Origin of the sequence: Exiguobacterium sp. s194 (genome assembly GCF_018618275.1) — a bacterium.
Classification (GTDB): domain Bacteria; phylum Bacillota; class Bacilli; order Exiguobacteriales; family Exiguobacteriaceae; genus Exiguobacterium; species Exiguobacterium chiriqhucha.
Genome location: NZ_JACSLT010000012.1, coordinates 18,559 through 37,909, shown reverse-complemented (window position 1 = coordinate 37,909; position 19,351 = coordinate 18,559). Strand labels below are relative to the sequence as shown.

General features: G+C 43.8%; 20 protein-coding genes and 2 pseudogenes. 14 read left to right on the top strand and 8 right to left on the bottom strand.

Translation table 11 applies throughout. The features are described from left to right. The first annotated feature begins 18 nt into the window (after window positions 1-18). The 7 genes from KNP85_RS14095 to KNP85_RS14065 all read left to right on the top strand — a co-directional run bounded on the left by KNP85_RS14095 (window position 19) and on the right by KNP85_RS14065 (window position 5,221). Window positions 19-597 (top strand): hypothetical protein, encoded by a 579-nt coding sequence (locus KNP85_RS14095; RefSeq protein ID WP_214803690.1) that lies wholly within the window; start codon window positions 19-21, stop codon window positions 595-597. Next, window positions 598-1,437: a hypothetical protein gene (locus tag KNP85_RS14090; protein WP_214803686.1), complete on the top strand. Its 840-nt coding sequence runs from the start codon at window positions 598-600 to the stop codon at window positions 1,435-1,437. A gap of 192 nt (window positions 1,438-1,629) precedes the next feature. Further along, window positions 1,630-1,881 (top strand): hypothetical protein, encoded by a 252-nt coding sequence (locus tag KNP85_RS14085; RefSeq protein WP_214803683.1) that lies wholly within the window; start codon window positions 1,630-1,632, stop codon window positions 1,879-1,881. Then, window positions 1,874-3,028: a MobP2 family relaxase gene (gene mobP2, locus KNP85_RS14080; RefSeq protein WP_214803680.1), complete on the top strand. Its 1,155-nt coding sequence runs from the start codon at window positions 1,874-1,876 to the stop codon at window positions 3,026-3,028. The genes KNP85_RS14085 and mobP2 overlap by 8 nt, the downstream gene beginning before the upstream one ends. A gap of 9 nt (window positions 3,029-3,037) precedes the next feature. Beyond that, window positions 3,038-3,478 carry a hypothetical protein gene (locus KNP85_RS14075; protein WP_214803678.1) on the top strand — a complete coding sequence of 147 codons (441 nt, stop codon included), beginning with the start codon at window positions 3,038-3,040 and terminating at the stop codon, window positions 3,476-3,478. Between the two features lie 14 nt (window positions 3,479-3,492). After that, window positions 3,493-3,780, top strand: coding sequence for a hypothetical protein (locus KNP85_RS14070; protein WP_214803675.1), 288 nt, complete (start codon window positions 3,493-3,495; stop codon window positions 3,778-3,780). Window positions 3,781-3,784: 4 nt separating this feature from the next. After that, on the top strand, window positions 3,785-5,221 hold the full coding sequence (locus tag KNP85_RS14065; RefSeq protein ID WP_138858530.1) for an ImmA/IrrE family metallo-endopeptidase: 1,437 nt from the start codon (window positions 3,785-3,787) through the stop codon (window positions 5,219-5,221). 69 nt (window positions 5,222-5,290) lie between these two features. Here the strand turns inward: KNP85_RS14065 and mphN are convergent, their stop codons facing one another. The 3 genes from mphN to KNP85_RS14050 all read right to left on the bottom strand — a co-directional run bounded on the left by mphN (window position 5,291) and on the right by KNP85_RS14050 (window position 7,783). Then, a complete protein-coding gene (mphN, locus tag KNP85_RS14060) occupies window positions 5,291-6,181 on the bottom strand; it encodes a macrolide 2'-phosphotransferase MphN (RefSeq protein ID WP_131472585.1) in 891 nt (296 codons plus the stop codon). A 538-nt stretch (window positions 6,182-6,719) separates the two neighbouring features. After that, the gene (locus tag KNP85_RS14055) at window positions 6,720-6,944 is read right to left on the bottom strand and encodes a DUF3006 domain-containing protein (RefSeq protein ID WP_024127775.1); all 225 of its coding nucleotides are present in this window, start codon (window positions 6,942-6,944) and stop codon (window positions 6,720-6,722) included. After that, complete coding sequence (locus tag KNP85_RS14050) at window positions 6,941-7,783, bottom strand: ComEC/Rec2 family competence protein (RefSeq protein ID WP_131472583.1); 843 nt, start codon at window positions 7,781-7,783, stop codon at window positions 6,941-6,943. Before KNP85_RS14050 ends, KNP85_RS14055 begins: the two co-directional genes overlap by 4 nt. A gap of 143 nt (window positions 7,784-7,926) precedes the next feature. On the opposite strand from KNP85_RS14050, the gene KNP85_RS14045 reads away from it, so the two are divergent. The 3 genes from KNP85_RS14045 (at window position 7,927) to KNP85_RS14035 (ending at window position 9,711) form a co-directional block, all read left to right on the top strand. Beyond that, window positions 7,927-8,208: a hypothetical protein gene (locus KNP85_RS14045; protein WP_029596479.1), complete on the top strand. Its 282-nt coding sequence runs from the start codon at window positions 7,927-7,929 to the stop codon at window positions 8,206-8,208. A gap of 124 nt (window positions 8,209-8,332) precedes the next feature. Further along, on the top strand, window positions 8,333-8,713 hold the full coding sequence (locus tag KNP85_RS14040; RefSeq protein ID WP_029596478.1) for a hypothetical protein: 381 nt from the start codon (window positions 8,333-8,335) through the stop codon (window positions 8,711-8,713). 56 nt (window positions 8,714-8,769) lie between these two features. Further along, window positions 8,770-9,711, top strand: coding sequence for a DNA/RNA non-specific endonuclease (locus KNP85_RS14035; protein ID WP_114167509.1), 942 nt, complete (start codon window positions 8,770-8,772; stop codon window positions 9,709-9,711). 77 nt (window positions 9,712-9,788) lie between these two features. Here KNP85_RS14035 and KNP85_RS14030 read toward each other — a convergent pair whose 3' ends face one another. Further along, entirely contained in the window at window positions 9,789-10,118 is a 330-nt protein-coding gene (locus tag KNP85_RS14030) for a peptidase M42 family protein (protein WP_242686692.1), read from the bottom strand. Window positions 10,119-10,223: 105 nt separating this feature from the next. On the opposite strand from KNP85_RS14030, the pseudogene KNP85_RS14025 reads away from it, so the two are divergent. Then, window positions 10,224-11,343 (top strand): annotated as a pseudogene (locus KNP85_RS14025) (IS3 family transposase). A 185-nt stretch (window positions 11,344-11,528) separates the two neighbouring features. On the opposite strand, the pseudogene KNP85_RS15970 reads toward KNP85_RS14025, so the two are convergent. Then, a pseudogene (locus KNP85_RS15970) lies at window positions 11,529-12,008 on the bottom strand (IS30 family transposase); the annotation flags it as partial. A gap of 286 nt (window positions 12,009-12,294) precedes the next feature. Between KNP85_RS15970 and KNP85_RS14020 the strand changes: the two are divergent. The 3 genes from KNP85_RS14020 (at window position 12,295) to KNP85_RS14010 (ending at window position 16,463) form a co-directional block, all read left to right on the top strand. Continuing rightward, window positions 12,295-14,550, top strand: a complete 2,256-nt coding sequence (locus KNP85_RS14020; protein ID WP_131472579.1) for an ATP-binding cassette domain-containing protein — start codon at window positions 12,295-12,297, stop codon at window positions 14,548-14,550. 322 nt (window positions 14,551-14,872) lie between these two features. Then, a complete protein-coding gene (locus KNP85_RS14015; RefSeq protein WP_131472577.1) occupies window positions 14,873-16,024 on the top strand; it encodes an alcohol dehydrogenase catalytic domain-containing protein in 1,152 nt (383 codons plus the stop codon). Between the two features lie 136 nt (window positions 16,025-16,160). Then, window positions 16,161-16,463 carry a putative quinol monooxygenase gene (locus KNP85_RS14010; protein ID WP_012655943.1) on the top strand — a complete coding sequence of 101 codons (303 nt, stop codon included), beginning with the start codon at window positions 16,161-16,163 and terminating at the stop codon, window positions 16,461-16,463. A 335-nt stretch (window positions 16,464-16,798) separates the two neighbouring features. On the opposite strand, the gene KNP85_RS14005 is transcribed toward KNP85_RS14010, so the two are convergent. The 3 genes from KNP85_RS14005 to KNP85_RS13995 all read right to left on the bottom strand — a co-directional run bounded on the left by KNP85_RS14005 (window position 16,799) and on the right by KNP85_RS13995 (window position 19,310). Next, entirely contained in the window at window positions 16,799-17,437 is a 639-nt protein-coding gene (locus KNP85_RS14005; protein WP_131472576.1) for a helix-turn-helix domain-containing protein, read from the bottom strand. Between the two features lie 172 nt (window positions 17,438-17,609). Then, window positions 17,610-18,182, bottom strand: coding sequence for a lecithin retinol acyltransferase family protein (locus KNP85_RS14000; RefSeq protein WP_131472574.1), 573 nt, complete (start codon window positions 18,180-18,182; stop codon window positions 17,610-17,612). Window positions 18,183-18,701: 519 nt separating this feature from the next. Then, a complete protein-coding gene (locus tag KNP85_RS13995) occupies window positions 18,702-19,310 on the bottom strand; it encodes a hypothetical protein (protein WP_114167312.1) in 609 nt (202 codons plus the stop codon). Between the last annotated feature and the right edge of the window lie 41 nt (window positions 19,311-19,351).

Genomic DNA, 19,351 nt, shown 5'->3' with positions numbered 1-19,351 from the left:
TGGAAAGGAGGAGGAGGAATGAACTTCACCGCACGTCACCTCGCGTATCTGTTCGGGGTACTGCTTCTGATTTCACTCGCGGCGAACGCCTTTTTCTATCAACAAGTGACGGCTGTCACGAGTACTTCAGACCCTAGTGAGACGAAACATGAGAGCGTCACTCCCTCTGAATCGGAAACCTCCGAGGATACGCCGTCAGACACTTCACCAGTCGTCGCTTCGACGGAGATGGAACGAATGGAAGAGCTGGTGACACGCGCGACACGCTTCATCGAGTATGCCTTCACCATCACGAAGGACAGTTACACGACCCAGAAACGACAGGCGAAAGAGGTCATGTCGGAAGATCTCGCGGCCACGTTATTCGCCGCGGACGGGAGTGATGTCGGCACGTTCGAGACGACCGTCCGCGATATCGAGGTGTTCCCTTCTGTCTCCGGAGAAGATTGTCTAGTCCGGTTCGAACAGGACCTGTTGATCACCGAGACGGGTTATGAAGAGACGACGCAAGAGCTGTTGGCCCTGACGTTCGAGTCCATCAACGGGCGTTTAGTTGTCACCGAGATGGAAGACCTGACATCGGAAGGAGGGATCTAGATGCGACGACAAACGCGACGCCGTCTCACCCAGAACGTCTCCCGTTTCTATCTCGGACTCGGGGTATTCTTTGTCATCGGCTTCCTCTTCTTCGGCACCTCGTCGTTTTTCTTTGCTGAAGAGGCACCGGTCAATGAGACGCCGATCAATGAGGTAATCCGGCTCTCGAACGGGGAGACCGTGACGCTCCATGCCTGGAGTTATGACACGGAAAAACGAACGATGCGCGTCCGACTCTCACTCGATGAAACACCAGGTAACACGAACGATCATCTCTTCCGCTATGTCTATAAAGCGCGTCCGGATTCGGAGAAGGAAGTTGATTTGCTTTATGAACGGAACGACCAATACGTTCTCGAATTGAAGGACGTGCCGAACGACTTCGACCAACTCGCCGTCCGGATCTACGGATTGGATAAGTCGCAATCAATCGAGGAACTCACACCCGAGGAACGGGAGAACGGTCTTTTGACGTCCCTCTATGCCGACCATCGGACCATCCAAAAGGCGAGCCACACCTCATCTGACGAGACAACTTTCACGAGACTATTCGTCGAGGACGAGCTCGCGGAGACCGAACGCCAGTTAGAAAAAGCGCAGCAGTCAGTCGAAGCGCAGCGGCAACAGATCACACGGATCGACCGTGACAAAGAGGAGCTCGAAAGCGAACTCCCCTATCTCTCGCTCGACGAACAGGTCGAACAGGAGAACGAGATTTTTGACATCGGCCGGAAGCGTGACGAGCTAACACTTGAACTCGAGAAGCTCGAACAGTCGGTCGTAGCGCTCGAAGAAAAGCACGACAAATTGCGCGTCCGGCTCCGGGAACTGTCGATTTAAGTGGCACATTTCGTGCCAAATCGCTGGTTTCACCGGCACATTTCGTGCCGTTTTCGGACTTTTGGTGATATCACGGAAACCCCAGGCTCTGCCTGGGCTATCACGACAAGTGATAGCAGTTTCCCCTTATGCTCTTTGAACGAACTTTTAGGACCTCGGCAATATACAGCCTCTAGGAAGGTGGTCAGACAGATGGATCTATTACTCCGCGACATCGACCCCGTCATCGTAAAGCAAATCGATGAATGGGCCAAGGAACATAACCACTCACGGCAACAATATTTGAAAGAACTACTCGCCTCCTGGTGCGCGAACGGCATCCAATCGACGCAGGTCGAGCGACTCGAACGACAGCTTGAGGCGAACACGCTCCACCTGAAACGGAGCGCGGACGAGCTCGCCGAGTTGACCCGGTTGTTGAACGAGGTGATGCAGGATGCGTGAGACGCCGGGCGTTGTCATCAAGTCGAAGTTCAAGGTGCCGGGCACGAAAAAGAAGTCACGTCGTTACACGACGTACCTCGACTACATCAATCGACCGGACGCCAAAGACAGCCGCGAACAGTTCGAGACGTACCATGATTACATGGGGGACGAGATGAAATCGAGCGGTCTGTTCACACGCGAGGACGACCTGTTGGATGACGAAAAGCGTCGCGTCGTCCGCGACATCTTCAAGCACGCGCAAGAGAACGGGAGCATCCTCTGGCAGGACGTCATCTCGTTCGACAACACCTGGCTACGTGAGACTGGTGTGCTCCACAATGACCTCGTCGACGAGAAACGATTGATCCAGGCGACACGAAACGCGGTCGATTCGATGCTTCAAAAAGAGAAGATGGTCCATGCCTACTGGACCGGTGCCGTGCATTACAACACCGACAATATCCACGTGCATGTCGCCATCGTCGAGACGAGCCACATGCGTGAGCGTGGCAAACGAAAACCGAAATCGATTGAGCTGATGAAGTCGAAGGTCATCCATTCCCTCGCCGACCGGACGAAAGAACAGGAGAAGCTGAACGCGTTCATAAGAGACGAACTGGTCGCGCATAAACGGAACCGGAAGATTCCAACGCTCCAGAACCGTGTCCTGCATCCCGACCTCGTCCGTCAATTCAAGGACATCTATGAACGCTTGCCGGAAGACAAACGTCAATGGCGCTACAACATGAACGGGATGCAGCCGCTCCGTGAATCACTTGACCGTCTGACCGACCGCTATATCGACATTCACTTCAAATCAGAGTTTCTGGCCTTCAACGAGAAGCTCGAGCAGGAGGTGTCGTTCCATCGTCGCAGCTACGGCGACACGAAGAAAGCCGAGCAGTACCGGACGACGAAGCGACAGGACCTCTACACCCGAATGGGGAATGCCATCCTCTCCGAGATGCGAGAACTGGCGAAAGAGCAACACGTGAATGAGAAGAGTGAACCTATCAAACATCCGGTCCGACGCGCATTCAAACAACAAAAGATATTCAACGAATCACTCTACCGGATCGAGCGGCACATGAACGACGAATTCGAACATTTGAAGAACCAACGTGCTTTCGAACAGCTGGAACGGGACATCGAATATGGAAAGTGAGGGAGGACGATGAAAGAGTTGAGACAAATCCGTCTTCGCTTGAAACCGGAGACAATCGCGTATTTAGAAGAGTTCGCCGACGACAAACGCTTCGGCCATCTCGGCCAGGTCATCGATCATATCGCAGAAGAACATAAACAATTGGCTGACGAGAAGTGGGACATGCAGTTCCTCACCCGCTCGATCAGCACGCAGGTTACATGTCATTTCGAGGAGTTGATGAACGAGCAGGTGTCAACGGAACTCGAGCGGATTCGGCTCGCCGCGAACCGTTCTGACCGTCACGGACAAATCCTGACAGAGCTCCTGCAGGCGCTGATGCAGACCGAGGGAATCGAGGACATTATGACGACGGACCAGTTCAAGCCGACGTTCCTCACGACGGCAGAATGTATCGTCCAGGAACGCATCGAGCATCAAAAACAGAAGAAGGACACACTAACTTTCTAGAGAGGATGAACCTTATGCGACCACTTGACCGTCACTTTACGATGGGACAACTGTTGACGCTTCAATCCGATACCGTCACGGTCCTCATTTATGGGAACCAGTACGACATCCCGGTGTCCGTTTCCGAGCACCAACTTTTAACCGCCATCGCGCGAGACGAGATTGTTTTGCTTCCCGTCAATTTCGAGCGGACACAGCTGTTACTCGACATCCCGGAAACGTCGTCACAACTTGAACGTGAACTGAACGAATTTGCGGATAGTGATGAATCTGTCACCGACTTGTTGAAGGAAGGAGTCTGACACGATGGCCAAGATGAAGACGAACGAAGAACGGAAAGCCGAGCTCGAGGCTTTGACGGAACAGATGGAAAAACAGATCGACAGCTACTTCGAGAGCCCAGAAAAGATTCGAGAACATCTACAGTTCCTCGGTAAGTTCCATCAATACTCGATGCGGAACGCGGTCTTGATCGAGTCCCAATTTCCTGGTGCGGTCGCGGTCGGCTCTTATCCGTTCTGGGAGAAGCAAGGCGCACAGGTGCAAAAAGGCGAACGTGGCATCAAGGTGTTCGTCCCAAGTCCAGTGACGTACGCCCTGCATAAGGACGAATGGGTACCGCTCAGTAAGGCACCGAAGCCGATCAAGGACGGTGTGAAACAAGGACGCATCCCGTCACGCAAGATGATGTACTTCAAGATTGGTCACGTGTTCGAGTACACGCAGACCGATGCGCGTGAAAAAGGAATCGAGGTCTCGGACATCTTCAAACGGTATCACCGGGACGGCGGGCTCGAGAACGAACAAGACATCCGTGACGCCTTGACGACGCTCGCGGATGCCCGGAATGTGACACTATTGGAGGAACCCCTCGACGAGATCGGGACGGCGAAGGGCTGTTACTATCCGGAGCTACATGCAATCGCCTTGAACCCACGAAACACGTCGATCGAGGACATCAGCGTCCTGATCCACGAGCTCGCCCATGCGGAGCTGCACAACCAGGAGCGGAATTTTGAACGAGACCAACCGCTCACGGCACCCGAGAAGGAGTTCCAAGCCGAGATGGTCGCCTATGTCGTCTCGCATCAACTCGGGTTCCCGACGGACGACTTCTCGCTCTCCTATCTGGCCGGTTGGACGAAAGACAAGGAACTTTTAGACAAGGAACAATTGTTGCAGGAAGTCCATCAGACGTCCGCGACCTTTCTTGACCATATCGAGTCACACTTAGAAAAAGTACACACCTTACAACAGGAGAAAGAACAGAGCCCTCTTGATTACCTTGAACAGCTGGAGCGGCGAATGGGATGGAAAGACGCTGACCTCAGTCTTTATGAACGGGTGCATGCCGTACAAAGTGTGTTCCCCGAGGAGGTGGAGCCCTATCTGAACGCAAAAGCGGCCCTCGAGACGAACCTGAAGATGGATCGCGTCGATGAGCCGCTCATGTATATTCATGGTAGGGGTCTCGGGTTTCAGCAGTTCGGCATCGCCAATAATCATGACTTCAGTGAAGATCAGCTTGTGGCTTATACAATCGCATTACCGAATCAACCATTGGTCAGTGGTCACTTCGTCCCGGAAAGTGCCGTACATCCTTTACACCATCTTGAAAAAACCAATCGTTTGGAGAGACCGGTCCTGAAATCGCTTGAAAATCACTGGCATGACGTGTTGTTAGATGAAGAACAAAAGTCCCTTTCAAGAATTTCATTGTTTAACATCGAAAGACTCTGGTGACATTCGTGGGTATGATGATTTAAAAAATCATACCCTTTTCAATTTCAGAGCGCTGCCATTGCTTTTACCTCATACATTTTGTGTAAGCATATGAGCAGCTGTTTCACGCATATCTTGTAGGTCAGATATCTCTGCGAATTCAGCTACAGTTATTGCGCTGGTTGTTAACAACTCAATTATATGCTCATCCATTCTTGGCCATGTTCTTCCGCCTGCATTGTCGTAAGCATCGAGTAACTTTGTCAAACCATCCTTACCAAACAGTAATAGATGTGATAGAAAATCCACAGATGTGTCCGCAATACTAATTTCTGTCCAATCTATCAAACCAGAGACCTCAAAATTCTTATTTATTAATATGTGGCCAGGGTGTAAATCCCCGTGGCTTACACCTACATGCGATGGCCATAGCGAATCATTCGCCAACCATTCTTGCCAACGCTCCCATAGCTCTGAATTCACATGATACTTCTGTCTCACCTTCTCCATCCGTATCTTCATTGAACTGTTTAAATCTCTAGCATATAGAGTTTTGATACCGATTTCTTTGAAGTGTCGATGTGGTAATGTGTGTAGTTCTGCCAACACTTTACCTAATGACTGATAGTAAGATTGTGGTGTATTCTCTTTGTCAAAACTCCAGATGTAATCTTGTTGCTCTACATCAATTGTTGCAACCGGAACACCATCTAATTGCTTATACGCAATTAGTTCATCATCAAAAATTGACCAATTTGGAACTTGAAAACTCACATGTTCTTCCATAATTTCTAGTGCCCCCTTTTCTTTCAAGGCGCTCCTCATCGAATCTAATCTTCGAGGAATTCTTAGTATCCACTTGCTACCAAGCGTATCTTTTGCATAAGCAACTTGAAAATCAACACCCGATTCATTTACCACAATGCTATTCTCTAACACATCTAATCCTTTATTTTTTGCAAGCCGTTTAAATTCGTTCATGATTTGTTCCTCCAATTTTTATGTTGTGCGATAAGCAAGTGAAATGTATGCATTTTTAATACTTTTTCATTTCAATCTTTTCTAATTAGACTTAACTAAATGAAGTCATAAAAAAATCACAGACAAAATGGTGTCTGTGATCAAGAGTAAATGAGCTACAACCAAGAAGCGTCCATTATCAAAAATAAAAGGACACGACAAAAAGAGTTGTAAATCTGCTATGTTTGTAAGTGTGTGGTTTCTTCGTCAAAGATTGATAAAAATGTGCAGACTACTCCCATTTACTCTGTTTTATGAAAACAGAGCCTTTGAACATATTCAATTAGCCATTGTTCAAAGTGTGGTGGCGTAATCTCCCGGCGTGCATCATTCTTAACAATCCTCCTAGTGAATATTATGCTGTTGACTTTATATCAGTTTTTATTCAATGTCAATCGAGCTTTATATTTAGATAAAAATTATTTGCCGATTTGTCTTTATTAAAAAATACTGATTTGTAAGTTTTAAAAATACAATCATGAATAATTGATACTCGTTTTTAATCTTCCCAAAGCTCATCCATCAACTCATCGATATCACTCGATAATCGTTTGCGTTCCTTGGCGTCCACTTCAACTTTCCCATCTTCATAAAACCAAAGCACGTCACCAGGTTGAACCGTGTCTGGAAGTCGTGACTTTGGAATATCCTCCATCACTTCTCCGAATTCGACGACAGCCAAGTCCCCTTCAAATCGATCGATGATACCTCTCCGTCGCTTCATCTTGATTTCTTTACGGCATAACTTGAACCGTTCCCTGTAATGATGATCGTGCCATTCTTATCTGTGCGAAGCGTGTTCGTTTTTTGACGCTTCAAGTTCGTCACCACTTCGGAAGTCGGATGGCCGTAGCTGTTCTTCCCGACACTGATGATAGCATGCTTCGGTTTGACCGTGTTCAGGAACGTACTGCTTGTCGACGTCTTGGCACCGTGATGTCCCACCTTTAAGACATCTGCACGGAGCGTCTGCTTCTTCGCCATCATGTCCTTCTCAGAAACGTGTTCCGCGTCTCCCGTGAACAAGAACGTGTTCTTCTTGTACGTTACATGAAGGACTGCACTCCAGTTGTTCAAGTCACTGTTCGAGTAGGATTTGACCGGACCCACAAACTTCGCACTGACGCCTTTGATCGGTAGCTTCACGCCGGCCTGTGCCGTTTTGATGGTCTTCCCTTCCCGTTTGACGGCTTGCAGAAAATCTTTGTAAGCCTGGGTCGTGTGCTTCACTTTCGGCGCGTAGACGTTCTCGACACGATAGGCATCTAGGATTTCGTCTAATCCACCAATATGATCCGCATCCGGATGCGTCGAGATCAATACCTCGATATCGTCAACTTTTTGCTTTTTGAGGTAGGCGACGATGGCATCGCCCTTTCCTTTGTTACCCCCGTCGATGATGACGTCCTCACCGCTCGGCATCTTGATGTAGATGGCGTCTCCCTGTCCGACATCGATGTAATGGACTTTAATGCTCGTAGCGGCTGATGCTTCCCCGTATGGTGACACCAATAGCGCTCCACTAAATAGAACGGCACTCCCAATCTTGATCAATTTATTCATCTTCTATCACTCCACTTTAAAATTATTGTAAAATTATCCAACACACCTTTATTATAATCCGCTATTTGTTAAATAGCTTCTAATTCCTGCGGTTGACCACATACATAAATAGGTAAGGTGTGATGATAGGAGGAGTGAGAGAAATGGATTTACGAAAACCAATCGCAATAAACAAGACGTATAAACCGGTCCTGATTTTTAAAGACGGGGTAGAAGTAAAGGAGTGTGTCTCCATTCAGGAAGCTGCACACTATCTGAAGGGATACACGTTATGTACCGCCATGCCGTATCGCCACATTATGAATGGCATTATCCTTGATGAGACCTGGATCCATGAGGGAAGCAGCTATCGGTTCACCACTGATCCTGATGTGAAAAAGGCAAAGCTGGCAGAGATGGAGGCTCAGAACAAAGTCCGTTTTTAAGGAAGGACAGAATTACGAAATCGAACAAGTCTCATGTGCGGCACCTTACATACGCTGTACACGACTTCGTCACTGTTTGTTAAAACCCTACGAGGTACACTTGAACTAAAAAGGGGTTCTCCTCATGCGACTTCAAGAATGGATCCAGCAATATCACGGTACAGAGTTACTGCGCTTTGATCACCTCTGCGAGTACTTAGATGCGACACCGTTTGAAATCAAACACCACCTTGATGGAATCAGTCCTGAGATAACCGGCGTACTGAAGTCAGAAGAGGGTATTGGTGACGACGCGTTCATCACGAAGCTGGAACATCATTTGCTGAATCGATTCAACAAACGAAGAAAAAAAGTGAAAGTCACGATTGAGGTCGAACTGCCATTACCGGAAGAAGCCTACAACTTTTGTCAGCGCGAACGATTTAGAATGATCGAACGCGTCACTCAACATATGGACGAACAAAACGTGAAGGATTGGCGCATCGTAAACATGCGGAGGATATAATTGAACATAGATCGTATTGACTCATCTACATATATACATGCTATAAGGAGAACAAAATGAAATTTACCTACTTAGCCTTGCCTTTGGCCATCCTGCTGATGGCCGGTTGTACCAGTGAAAACACCCCTTCTACAAATGAGAAAGCAGAGGAGCCTGCTACTCAAACAGAAGAAGTCGTCGAGACGACCGAAACGAGCACAGACGACGCAAATACGGAGACGACCGCAGAAGAACCTGCAACAGCCGAAGAAACGGTCACAAATTCGGATAACAATCAATTCTCCGGCTATAAACTGATCAATGTTGATGGTGGGGACTTGTCCGGGTACCGTGAGGCGAACGTCGTCGTCGATATCGGATATGGAGATCGCGAGTATTGGGCGTTCACGAACGAACATGGTCAATTGATTCGTGTCATCGCCGATCAGATCATCTTGCAGGATGATGATTCGGAGGATGTGACCTCGGATGGCCGTTACTATCATGACGAGGCGAAGGTCTCAGGCGTCGAAAACAGTGATCTCGATGAAGGCCACGTCATCGCTGACTCGCTCGGGGGCGTCTCGAACGCCTACAACATCACACCACAAGATAGCACGCTCAACCGCTACGGGGACCAGGCCTATATGGAGGACGTCATCCGTATGGCCGGCGGCGCGACCGACTTCGAGGCGATCATTACCTATCCGGATACGAAAACTTATATTCCGTCACACTACCAATACACCTATACGGTCAAAGGAAATGTCGTCACCGATTCCTTCGACAACGTTAACCCGGATGAAGTGAATGCAGCACTCGGCCTAACAGAAGGTGAACCGGAACCCGCAGCTGCACCTGAGGCCACAGGCGATGTCTCGAGCGTAGATACGAATGGCAACGGTCAGGTGACGATCCAGGAAGCGAAAGACGCCGGTTTCACGATGCCGATCATGAGCGACCATTGGCTCTACCCCTATATGCGTGATAACGATAATGACGGAATGGTAGGGGAATAAAAATAGAATCATTTTAATACAAGGAAAATTGCAAATAGGAAGGCAGCATTTTTTTCAAGTGCTGCCTTCCTATTTTTTCAGCTATTTTGTTGAATCAGACGATGACTAAGGACTGTTTCGACAAGTACCACCGTCTCAAATGTTGCACAATAGTCAACTTCCTCGAAGTCTGTATGCTCGTCACGGTAACCGATGGATAGATTCACAGACGGAATACCGAATTCCGCAAATACTTTTGCATCACTTGATCCCCCGTTGCGCGTCGCCTTCCAGTCGTTCATTCCGACCAATCGCCCCGCTCTTTCGAACAGTTCTCCATAAGACGCTTCACAAAAATCGAACATGCCTCGACATCCGGTGACAATGTCGCGTGTGCCCCGACGGTCCAACACGATGGTTGCATCCACGTCATGGATAAATTCTTGATCGATGCCACGCGCACCACATAACCCTGTCTCTTTATAATGGACCCAAGATTTCAGACACGAAAAAGGAGATGTTAAGGTAGGTATATGAAACGAAAAAGATATACACCCGAATTCAAAACTCAAGTTGTGTTGGAAATCTTGAAGGAAGAAAAAACAATGAGCCAGATTGCTTCCGAACATGGCATCCATGTGAACCAGCTGCATAAGTGGAAAACACATTTCCTGTCAGAGATGCCACAAGTGTTCAAGAAACAGAACAAGGACCAAGAGAAGATGAGAGCCGACTATGAAGAGAAACTGGAAAATCTCTATGCAGAAGTCGGAAAGTTAACCACGCAGCTGTCGTGGATCAAAAAAAAATCTGGCATCTACCACGATTAGACAGGAACGGGTAGAGATGATGGAATGGGGAAACAGTAAACTTCCTGTTTCCCAACAGGCCGATCTGCTTGGGCTCAATCGTTCCAGCCTTTATTACAGGCCGGTTGCCCCTTCGCCTGAAGAGGTTGCCATCAAGCATAGGATTGATGAGATCTACACCAAATATCCGTTCTAAGGGTCACGCAGGATTGCCGAAGTATTGAAAAATGAAGAGGTGAATATCAACCGCAAGAGAGTCCAGCGTCACATGCGCGAGATGGGCATACAGGCTCTCTATCCAGGCCCCAATCTGAGTAAACGCAACCTGCAGCATCGCATTTATCCATACCTACTGAAAGGGGTGAACATTACCCGTCCCAACCAGGCTTGGGGCATTGATATCACGTATATCCGCCTGCAGGATAGCTGGATGTATTTGGCAGCCATCATCGATTGGCACTCCCGGTATATCATCAGCTGGGAACTGGACCAGACACTGGAAATAGGTTTTGTCCTGGATGCCGTCCGGCGGGCTTTCACGATCGGGCAGCCGGACATCTTCAACAGTGACCAGGGTAGCCACTTCACCAGTTCCAAATATATCCACCTCCTGAAGGAACAGCCTGCCGTCCAAATCAGCATGGACAGCAAGGGTCGGGCACTGGATAACATCATGATCGAACGTTTCTGGCGGAGCCTCAAGTACGAAGAGGTCTATCTGAAGGACTACGGGACACCAAGAGAAGCGAGACAGAACATCCGTGACTACATGGAATTCTATAACTGGGAACGTCCCCACCAGTCATTGGGTTATAGGACACCGGCATCCATCTATTTTCAGTAGGTTACTGTCCTTGCCATCTCGGAGCAATTATCTTTCCCATCCCAGGACCTGTCAAGGGAAAATACGCCCTTGACAGAACCTGGCATAGGAAAGGCTGGGTCTGCAAGATGGGACAAGGACAAGAAGAATGACTGTTTTCACCTTATTATTATAAAATTAGTGTTTTGACAATGGGATCCACTTTAGAACGCTTTATCAAAGTCAGGAAATTCAACTGTTCTTTCTGAAATGTGACGTTTGAAAGTCTGACGACCTCTTTTCTCATGATGACTGTTAGGTTTTCTTTTCCCTTTCATCGGAAGTGAGTGAACAGGAAGAATATCTTCTCTGAACATTCTGTACAGAATTTTAACAGAACAGCTGATAGATTCTTCATTTCTGCCTATGATGGTGTCAGGTGTCCAGCCGTCGGCTATCCTTTTTTGAATATAACTGATCTGATGCTTAGGAAGGACGATTCTACGTCTTCTGCAAAGAGATTTTCTTTTCTTATCGTTCTGATAGAATTCCAGTACAGATATACCTGCTTTGAGTGCATTAATTACATTATAGACGATCTCTCTTTAACGCTTAATTCTCCGGCAGATCTCACTGACCGAAATTTTCTGGTGGTAATATAATTCTATGGACGCAAGTTCATCCGTGGTAAGGTGTGTATAGGCCATTTGTGCTAACTCCTTAATGTTTTCTTTGGTCGGAAATACATATTAAGTTTAGCACAGAAGGCTTTTTTAGTTGTCTAGCTTAATTTTACAATCTGCGTACATTTAAATTTTTTAAAGCACACCGTAGGTGGCTAACTTGATTATAGAATTTCCCTAAATTTTTTAATAGAATATAATCGGAAATTCAGCTAAAAATTTGGAACTTTAAAATTGATACTTATAAACTTATTTCTCGTTAAAAAGGTAAAAAATATAAATATATTTAATTATGGAGAGGAAGTTTGGGATGAAAAATATCATCATCAAAGGTGCACGACAAAATAATTTAAAAAATGTTTCGTTAAGTCTTCCAAAGCATCAATTGACCGTTTTTACAGGAAAATCAGGATCTGGAAAATCTTCATTAGTATTTAGTACGATTGCAGCTGAATCTGAGCGTCTACTCAATGAAACTTATTCTACATATATACAGAATCAATTAACTCATTATGAGAAACCTGATGTAGATTCCATTCAAAATCTTCCTGTTTCAATGGTCATTGGTCAGAAAAGACTTGGTGGTAACTCGCGCTCTACAGTAGGTACAATTTCCGACATTTATTCTGCTGTTCGTCTACTATGGTCTCGTATTGGTCAACCATTTGTCGGATATTCAAATGAATTTTCATTCAATAATTCGGCAGGAATGTGTGAGAGATGCCAAGGCTTAGGATATGTCGAGGAAATTGATATCGATGAATTGCTGGATTATGACAAATCTTTAAACGAACATGGAATTAATTTTCCTACATTCGGACCAGATCACTGGCGTGGTAAAAGCTATACGCATTCGGGTCTATTTGATAATGATAAGAAGCTGAAAGAGTATTCGAAGGAAGAGATGCATCAATTACTTTATTTAGAGCCGACCAAACTGACCAATCCTCCTGAAGAATGGCCCCGTACTGCAAAATATGAAGGGGTCGTCTATCGATTCAGGCGACTGTTTATTATTAATGATGGCTATGAAAAAAGCAGGTGGCCGGATGAATATGAGCGTGTTGTAACGACAATGGTTTGTCCTAACTGTCACGGAAAACGTTTAAATCAACGTATTTTAAGCTGCAAAATTAACGGTGCAGATATTGCTGATTTTACAAATCAAAGTATCGTAGAAAATATCCTGTTTTTAGACTATCTTACTGATAAAACAGCTGCATATATTGTAAAGCCGCTTAAACAGCAACTTCAATCTCTAGTTGATATTGGACTTGGTTATTTGACACTTGGTCGAGAAACACCTACATTATCAGGTGGTGAATCTCAGCGTATTAAGCTTATTCGTCATTTAAGTAGCCCACTGACCGATCTCGTATACATTATCGATGAACCGAGTGTTGGACTGCATCCTGAAGATATTGAAAATATCAATCGCATAATTATGTCTATTCGGGATAAAGGAAATACAGTTATTGTGGTTGAACACGATCCTGATATTATTAAGATTGCAGATCACATTGTTGACGTAGGACCAGGTGCCGGTAAAAATGGGGGTAGAATTACATTTGAAGGAACATACGATCAACTTCTCGACTCCCACACTGCGACTGGACAAGAACTCAAAGAAAAACATCAACTAAAAGTTCCAAGGTCATCTCAAGAAATGATTCATATCGGTCCAGTTACAAAAAATAACGTCAAAAATGTTGAAGTGTATCTCCCTAAAAATGCTATTTCTGTTATTACAGGGGTTGCTGGTTCTGGTAAGAGTACGCTCATAAAAACTGGGTTTAAACAGATTAAAAATGTTATATTCATCGATCAAAAAGCTATTAATGTTTCAAATCGTTCAAATATATTAACTTATACCAATACATTTGATGAATTACGAGCATTTTTCAGTAAGGAGACAGGGCTAAAGAAAAGTATGTTCAGCTATAATTCTGAAGGTGCTTGTCCAAACTGTAAAGGAAAAGGAATTCTTAAAACAGAACTTGCGTTTATGCCTGATTTTTCACAAGTTTGTGAAGTATGTCATGGAACACGTTATAGACAGGAAGTTCTAGATGCTAAAGTAGATGGTTACTCTATTGCAGATGTCTTACAATTAACGGTGGAAGAAGGAATAAATTACTTCAATACACATCATAAAATTCTGGAGATATTAAAATCCCTCGCTGCCACTGGTCTAGGCTATATGACACTTGGACAATCATTGGACACACTTTCAGGTGGAGAAATTCAACGTGTAAAGCTCAGTGAGTATTTAATCAATCAAGTGACTGACCACATCTTTATTTTTGATGAACCAACAACAGGGTTACATGAAAGGGATATCCATGTGCTGATCGAATTATTTAATCAATTAGTGGATGAAGGTAATACCGTCGTTCTAATCGAGCATAACTTGTCAATGATGACAGAATCAGACTGGTTAATTGATATGGGACCAGCTGCTGGTCAACAAGGAGGAAGATTATTATACAGTGGTTACCCAGAAGGTGTCCTTAGCATACAAGATAGCGTAACTGGGAAACATTTATCTAATTACATTCAAAAATAAGAGGAGTGTATTTAGTGGTGAAAAAAGTAAGATATTTTTAGTGATGGTAAAGTAAAAGCAAGTATATGTAATAAGAAGATATACTAAGCTGATACTTCATTTGGGCAATATGAGCCCCTATCCTTAATAAAGATAGTGAATTAATAGGTATTCACATAGCTGATAAATCTTTCGATAATTAAGAAGTAAAATTAAATAAATAGTTTGTTGAATATTTAATCTTGTGTAAAGGTAATAATATATGTATAAAGGTTTTATCATTTAAAATTAGGGGTATTAATAATGTGTTATACAGATATTATATAATAAAGGAGTAATGTGTATGAAGGCTGTAACATTTCAAGGTAAAAAGAAAATGAAAGTAAAAAAAGTTGCAGATCCAAAGATTATTGAACCAACTGACGCAATTATTAAGATTACTGCTTCAGGTATTTGTGGATCAGATTTACATTTATATCATCAAGGCGATATGTTTATGGATAAAGATTTTGTTATCGGACATGAACCAATGGGGATTGTTGAAGAAGTTGGTAAAGAAGTTAAGAATCTAAAAAAAGGTGATCGTGTCGTTATTCCTTTTAATATTGGTTGTGGCGATTGTTTTTACTGTAATAACCAAATGGAATCACAATGTGATCAATCTAATGAAGAACCTGCAAACTGGAAGATGGATAACGGTGCGTTATTTGGATTTGGAAAAATGCATGGGAATTTTTGGGGTGGTCAAGCTGAATATTTAAGAGTTCCATATGCTGATTTTTCTTCTTTTGTTGTGCCAGATAGTGATTTAAAAGATGAACAAGTATTATTTTTATCTGATGTAGTACCTACAGCTTATTGGAGTGTCGAACATGCAGGTGTGAAGGCTGGGGATACTGTTATTGTATTAGGATGTGGTCCTATAGGTTTAATGGCACAAAAATTTGCGAAACTAAAAGGTGCCGAACGTGTTATAGCAATAGATAATGTCGAACATAGACTAGAGCATGCTAAAAAATACAATGGTGTTGAAGTTTATAATTTCGATAAAGAAAAAGAAATTGGTAAGTTATTGAAAGAAAAAACTAGTGGTGGTGCTGATGTAGTTATTGACTGTGTTGGTTTTGATGGCGCACAATCAAGTCCAGAACCAAAACTTTCAAAAACATCTCAACAAAGAGGAACAATTAGTCCGATTATTACAGCCGCTGAATCAGTCCGTAAATTTGGTACAATTCAACTGACTGGAATTTATGGTACACCAGCTGATAACTTTCCACTTGATTTAATATTTAATAGAAATGTTCGTTTAACAACTGGTCAGGCACCAGTTATTCATTTAATGCCTAAATTATATGAAATGATTAAAGATGAAGTATTTGATCCTACTGAAATTATCACACATACTTTTCCTTTAGAAAAAGCCGATGAGGCTTATAAAGTATTTGATGAAAAACGAGATAATAATATTAAAGTCGTATTTAAACCGGAGTAATTATTCATAAAATTAAACGTTTAAGTAGTTTGATATAACTGAACAATATATTTTTAATGTGTATATATTAAAGGTAAAATAGAATTATAGTTCTCACATATGGATGAAATTTCTAATTTGAGGAGGAGATAGAAAAATGGTTAATGTAGCGCTATTGGTTCGACTTGAAGCAAAACCTGGAAAAGAAGCGGAAGTTGAAAGCTTCCTACGTGGGGCCCTACCTGTGGTTCAGGAGGAGTCAGAAACGATTGCATGGTTTGCAATCCGACTTGGACCTACGACATTCGGAATCTTTGACGCATTCCCGGACGACACAGGTCGTCAAGCACACCTTTCTGGTCAAGTGGCTGCGGCATTGATGGAGAAAGCTCCTGAACTTTTCGTAGAGCCACCAGTGATTGAAAATATTGATGTCCTTGCTTCCAAGCTTCCTAAATAAAGTCATATTATCGTTGCCATCTCGGAGCAATTATCTTTCCCATCCCAGGCCCTGTCAAGGGAAAATACGCCCTTGACAGAACCTGGCATAGGAAAGGCTGGGTCTGCAAGATGGGACAAGGACAAGAAGAATGACTGTTTTCACCTTATTATTATAAAATTAGTGTCTTGACAATGGGGTCCACTTTAGTCACCACTCTGTGTCGTGCTGACGATTTTCTTAAGAGTGAAGTCTAATCTTTAGAAATATAGGTGCAATCTTTCATTTAATACAACAACAATTGCAAAAGGTGTATTCTCAATGTTAAAGAGAGTACACCTTTTCATTAGAAGCGTCTAAATCTTGAATTTATTTACACTAGATTCATTTGTATATTTTCCGGACTTTGCATTCATACGAACGTGTTCAATCAATGCCTGCATGATTTGATCTTCTTTGATATCAAAACCCTTGTGAAATGGCACCCGCTCTTCTTCAAATAAGAACGCATCAACCAAATAAAGGACACGTGGTTTTTTTCGTGGGGCACTGTTCTTAAGACACCTTTCCCAAACCAGCTGTTCAAATTCTTTTGAATAACGTCTATGCGCGACCGCGTTCCGCACCATCCTACGACTGATCTCAAAATCGCCTTCCCACAGCCAGCGGCCGGCCACTTGATGCCACATTTCAATCCGCCCCTGCTCTTTGATTGCTTCCACGTCGATTTCGACGTGATATGGGGCCACGTCCTCACTCTTGACGACCTCCCGAGCATCTCCTGTCACCGACTTTGGATACATCTCCCATCCTTCAGGCATCCGTTTTTTGATGAACTGCTCGAGAGCCTCCTCGCTGATTCGATAGCCTTTTTTACGGGACTCGAGCGGTTCCGCCTGTATCACGCCTTTTCGTACCCAGTTCCGGACGGTTTCCTTGTGGGTCGTGAGCTTGGTCTTCGATAGAATCTCAAATGCTTCATCAATTGTATACATGACGGACCTCCTTTTAACACAATGATGTTCTCATTAAATAATACCATGTTCATTGTATTAAAAGCGAGAGAAATCCTTCATAAAACGAATACACTCGATTCATAGGTAGATGATCACTCCATAACCCTATGTTATCTATCTATCGATGTAGTCGATTGAAGATTTGGCCATCCTAATTTAAATACCACTTCCAGCGAACCCAAACAATGTTAGATTCCTCTACACTCAAGAATTTTGAAAACTCTTCTTTGACCATAAACAAAAAATTACAATCATTTTCAAGGTTCCCTATGATACAGCCTGCTACAAATTGATGACAGTTATCATCAAGAAGATTGTATTTTCTTCTTTCTGACAGATTTTTAAACGCTTCTTTTGCTATGTTTTCATCTCCTAATGGCCACATTGCATGCTTCATTACTGGAATAAAAATGTCTTTATCTGTACTAAGGATGTTACCAGTGAATTCTTTCAGACTAACTTTTTTAATTTCTCCTTTTCGATTTAAGTCGATAACATTTTTATTTCCTATGTATACACCCGAATGTTCTGCTGTACCTAATTGGCAATAAATCAATGCACCAATAGCAGGCTCTTGCATAAAATTGTATGATTTATTCAAAAGTGAGGAATGCCTATGAATTGAAGTTTTTTCTCGTGCCCATAACATGGGAGTAACGATATTTTTTAGTACTTTTTTGTTAGATGGCGTGACTTTAATTTTGTCTAAAAATCTATTTTTCAACTGTATATCTCCAATCTTTTTTTCTTTGTATCAAATATCATTCAAAAATTAAGATGTCGAATTCTTTACAAAATAAAAGTATAAAGATAAAAAACTAAGATTAATTAACAGGAAAAATTATACTATATTTTTATCGTATTACCTATGAATAAAATTGTAAGGGGATTATTATCATTTGTTAATTTGGTAGATGAATGACTTTATTCTCCGATACTGGTATAGCCAACAGATGATTCGCCACCATTTCACGTTTTGTGAAGTTGTTCGTAATAGATATTCGTTTTGCCTCTTTCATGTCGAGAGACAGGAGTGTCCTGCTTAAACACTTTTGGAATAGTGGGTAAAACGAGTATGTATACGTTTCGACATCGAAATATATACATGCTCGTTTAAGATGGTCTGATTCATTCTTTCATGGCCTGTTCGATTAAAAAGATTGATATCTTTCACGTTTAAAAATCTAGACATCTTGACCATTGATCAAGAGGTGTCAGGACATCAGTTGTTTCATGACCATGCTTATGATGGAACCAAACCGATCTCGGTCAACAACCGGAAGCCTAGGATACGAGCAGACAGATAAGCGATCAGTGCGTCCTCCGCACTGAATAGACGGTCTCTCGATTCGTCTTGGTTCACCTCATGTTTCGACATGTTGTACAAACGTACGAATACAAGTAGGCTCTGAATCGTCTTTTCATCTATCGTTCGTAGCTTGGCGATTTGATGGACCGCTTTTCCTAAGGTGGACTGGGAGTGTCGAAGCGACCCGAGCTTTTGCGATCGCATCAAATATTGACGTGTCACGGCCTCCAGGTGCATGCCTGCATATTGAACGATGTATCGCGCCCCATGCGCTACGTCCCGCTCTAGTTCGCTCGCCGCATACTGCAACGGCCTATATAAAGTTCGTTCCATTCCGCCGGGAAACGGATTTTGTATCGGGTTTTTAGGAAGCTGGTATCCGCCGATCCCTCCGATTTCCGCGTCCGTCTCCCATAACTGTGCTACGAATTCCGCTTGCCCGTGCATAGGGCATTTAGCCGCAAAGTCATCGACAGCGGTCTGTTGCCCATGGTTCAAAAGTTGTTCATATAGCCAACGTGTGTCCGGTAAGGCATGTTTCATCTGGCCTCTCCGCCTTCTCTGATTTGATGGTCTTTCGCTTA

Bases quoted from the DNA above. Each gene is read 5' to 3' on its own strand.
- KNP85_RS14015 (WP_131472577.1), top strand. From the start codon at position 14,873: ATGAAGGCTGTAACATTTCAAGGTAAAAAGAAAATGAAAGTAAAAAAA.
- KNP85_RS14050 (WP_131472583.1), bottom strand. From the start codon at position 7,783: ATGAATAAATTGATCAAGATTGGGAGTGCCGTTCTATTTAGTGGAGCG.
- KNP85_RS14085 (WP_214803683.1), top strand. From the start codon at position 1,630: ATGGATCTATTACTCCGCGACATCGACCCCGTCATCGTAAAGCAAATC.
- KNP85_RS14065 (WP_138858530.1), top strand. From the start codon at position 3,785: ATGGCCAAGATGAAGACGAACGAAGAACGGAAAGCCGAGCTCGAGGCT.
- KNP85_RS14040 (WP_029596478.1), top strand. From the start codon at position 8,333: ATGCGACTTCAAGAATGGATCCAGCAATATCACGGTACAGAGTTACTG.
- mobP2 (WP_214803680.1), top strand. From the start codon at position 1,874: ATGCGTGAGACGCCGGGCGTTGTCATCAAGTCGAAGTTCAAGGTGCCG.
- KNP85_RS14005 (WP_131472576.1), bottom strand. From the start codon at position 17,437: ATGTATACAATTGATGAAGCATTTGAGATTCTATCGAAGACCAAGCTC.
- KNP85_RS14055 (WP_024127775.1), bottom strand. From the start codon at position 6,944: ATGAAGCGACGGAGAGGTATCATCGATCGATTTGAAGGGGACTTGGCT.
- KNP85_RS14010 (WP_012655943.1), top strand. From the start codon at position 16,161: ATGGTTAATGTAGCGCTATTGGTTCGACTTGAAGCAAAACCTGGAAAA.
- KNP85_RS14070 (WP_214803675.1), top strand. From the start codon at position 3,493: ATGCGACCACTTGACCGTCACTTTACGATGGGACAACTGTTGACGCTT.
- mphN (WP_131472585.1), bottom strand. From the start codon at position 6,181: ATGAACGAATTTAAACGGCTTGCAAAAAATAAAGGATTAGATGTGTTA.
- KNP85_RS14020 (WP_131472579.1), top strand. From the start codon at position 12,295: ATGAAAAATATCATCATCAAAGGTGCACGACAAAATAATTTAAAAAAT.
- KNP85_RS14090 (WP_214803686.1), top strand. From the start codon at position 598: ATGCGACGACAAACGCGACGCCGTCTCACCCAGAACGTCTCCCGTTTC.
- KNP85_RS13995 (WP_114167312.1), bottom strand. From the start codon at position 19,310: ATGAAACATGCCTTACCGGACACACGTTGGCTATATGAACAACTTTTG.
- KNP85_RS14035 (WP_114167509.1), top strand. From the start codon at position 8,770: ATGAAATTTACCTACTTAGCCTTGCCTTTGGCCATCCTGCTGATGGCC.
- KNP85_RS14045 (WP_029596479.1), top strand. From the start codon at position 7,927: ATGGATTTACGAAAACCAATCGCAATAAACAAGACGTATAAACCGGTC.
- KNP85_RS14075 (WP_214803678.1), top strand. From the start codon at position 3,038: ATGAAAGAGTTGAGACAAATCCGTCTTCGCTTGAAACCGGAGACAATC.
- KNP85_RS14095 (WP_214803690.1), top strand. From the start codon at position 19: ATGAACTTCACCGCACGTCACCTCGCGTATCTGTTCGGGGTACTGCTT.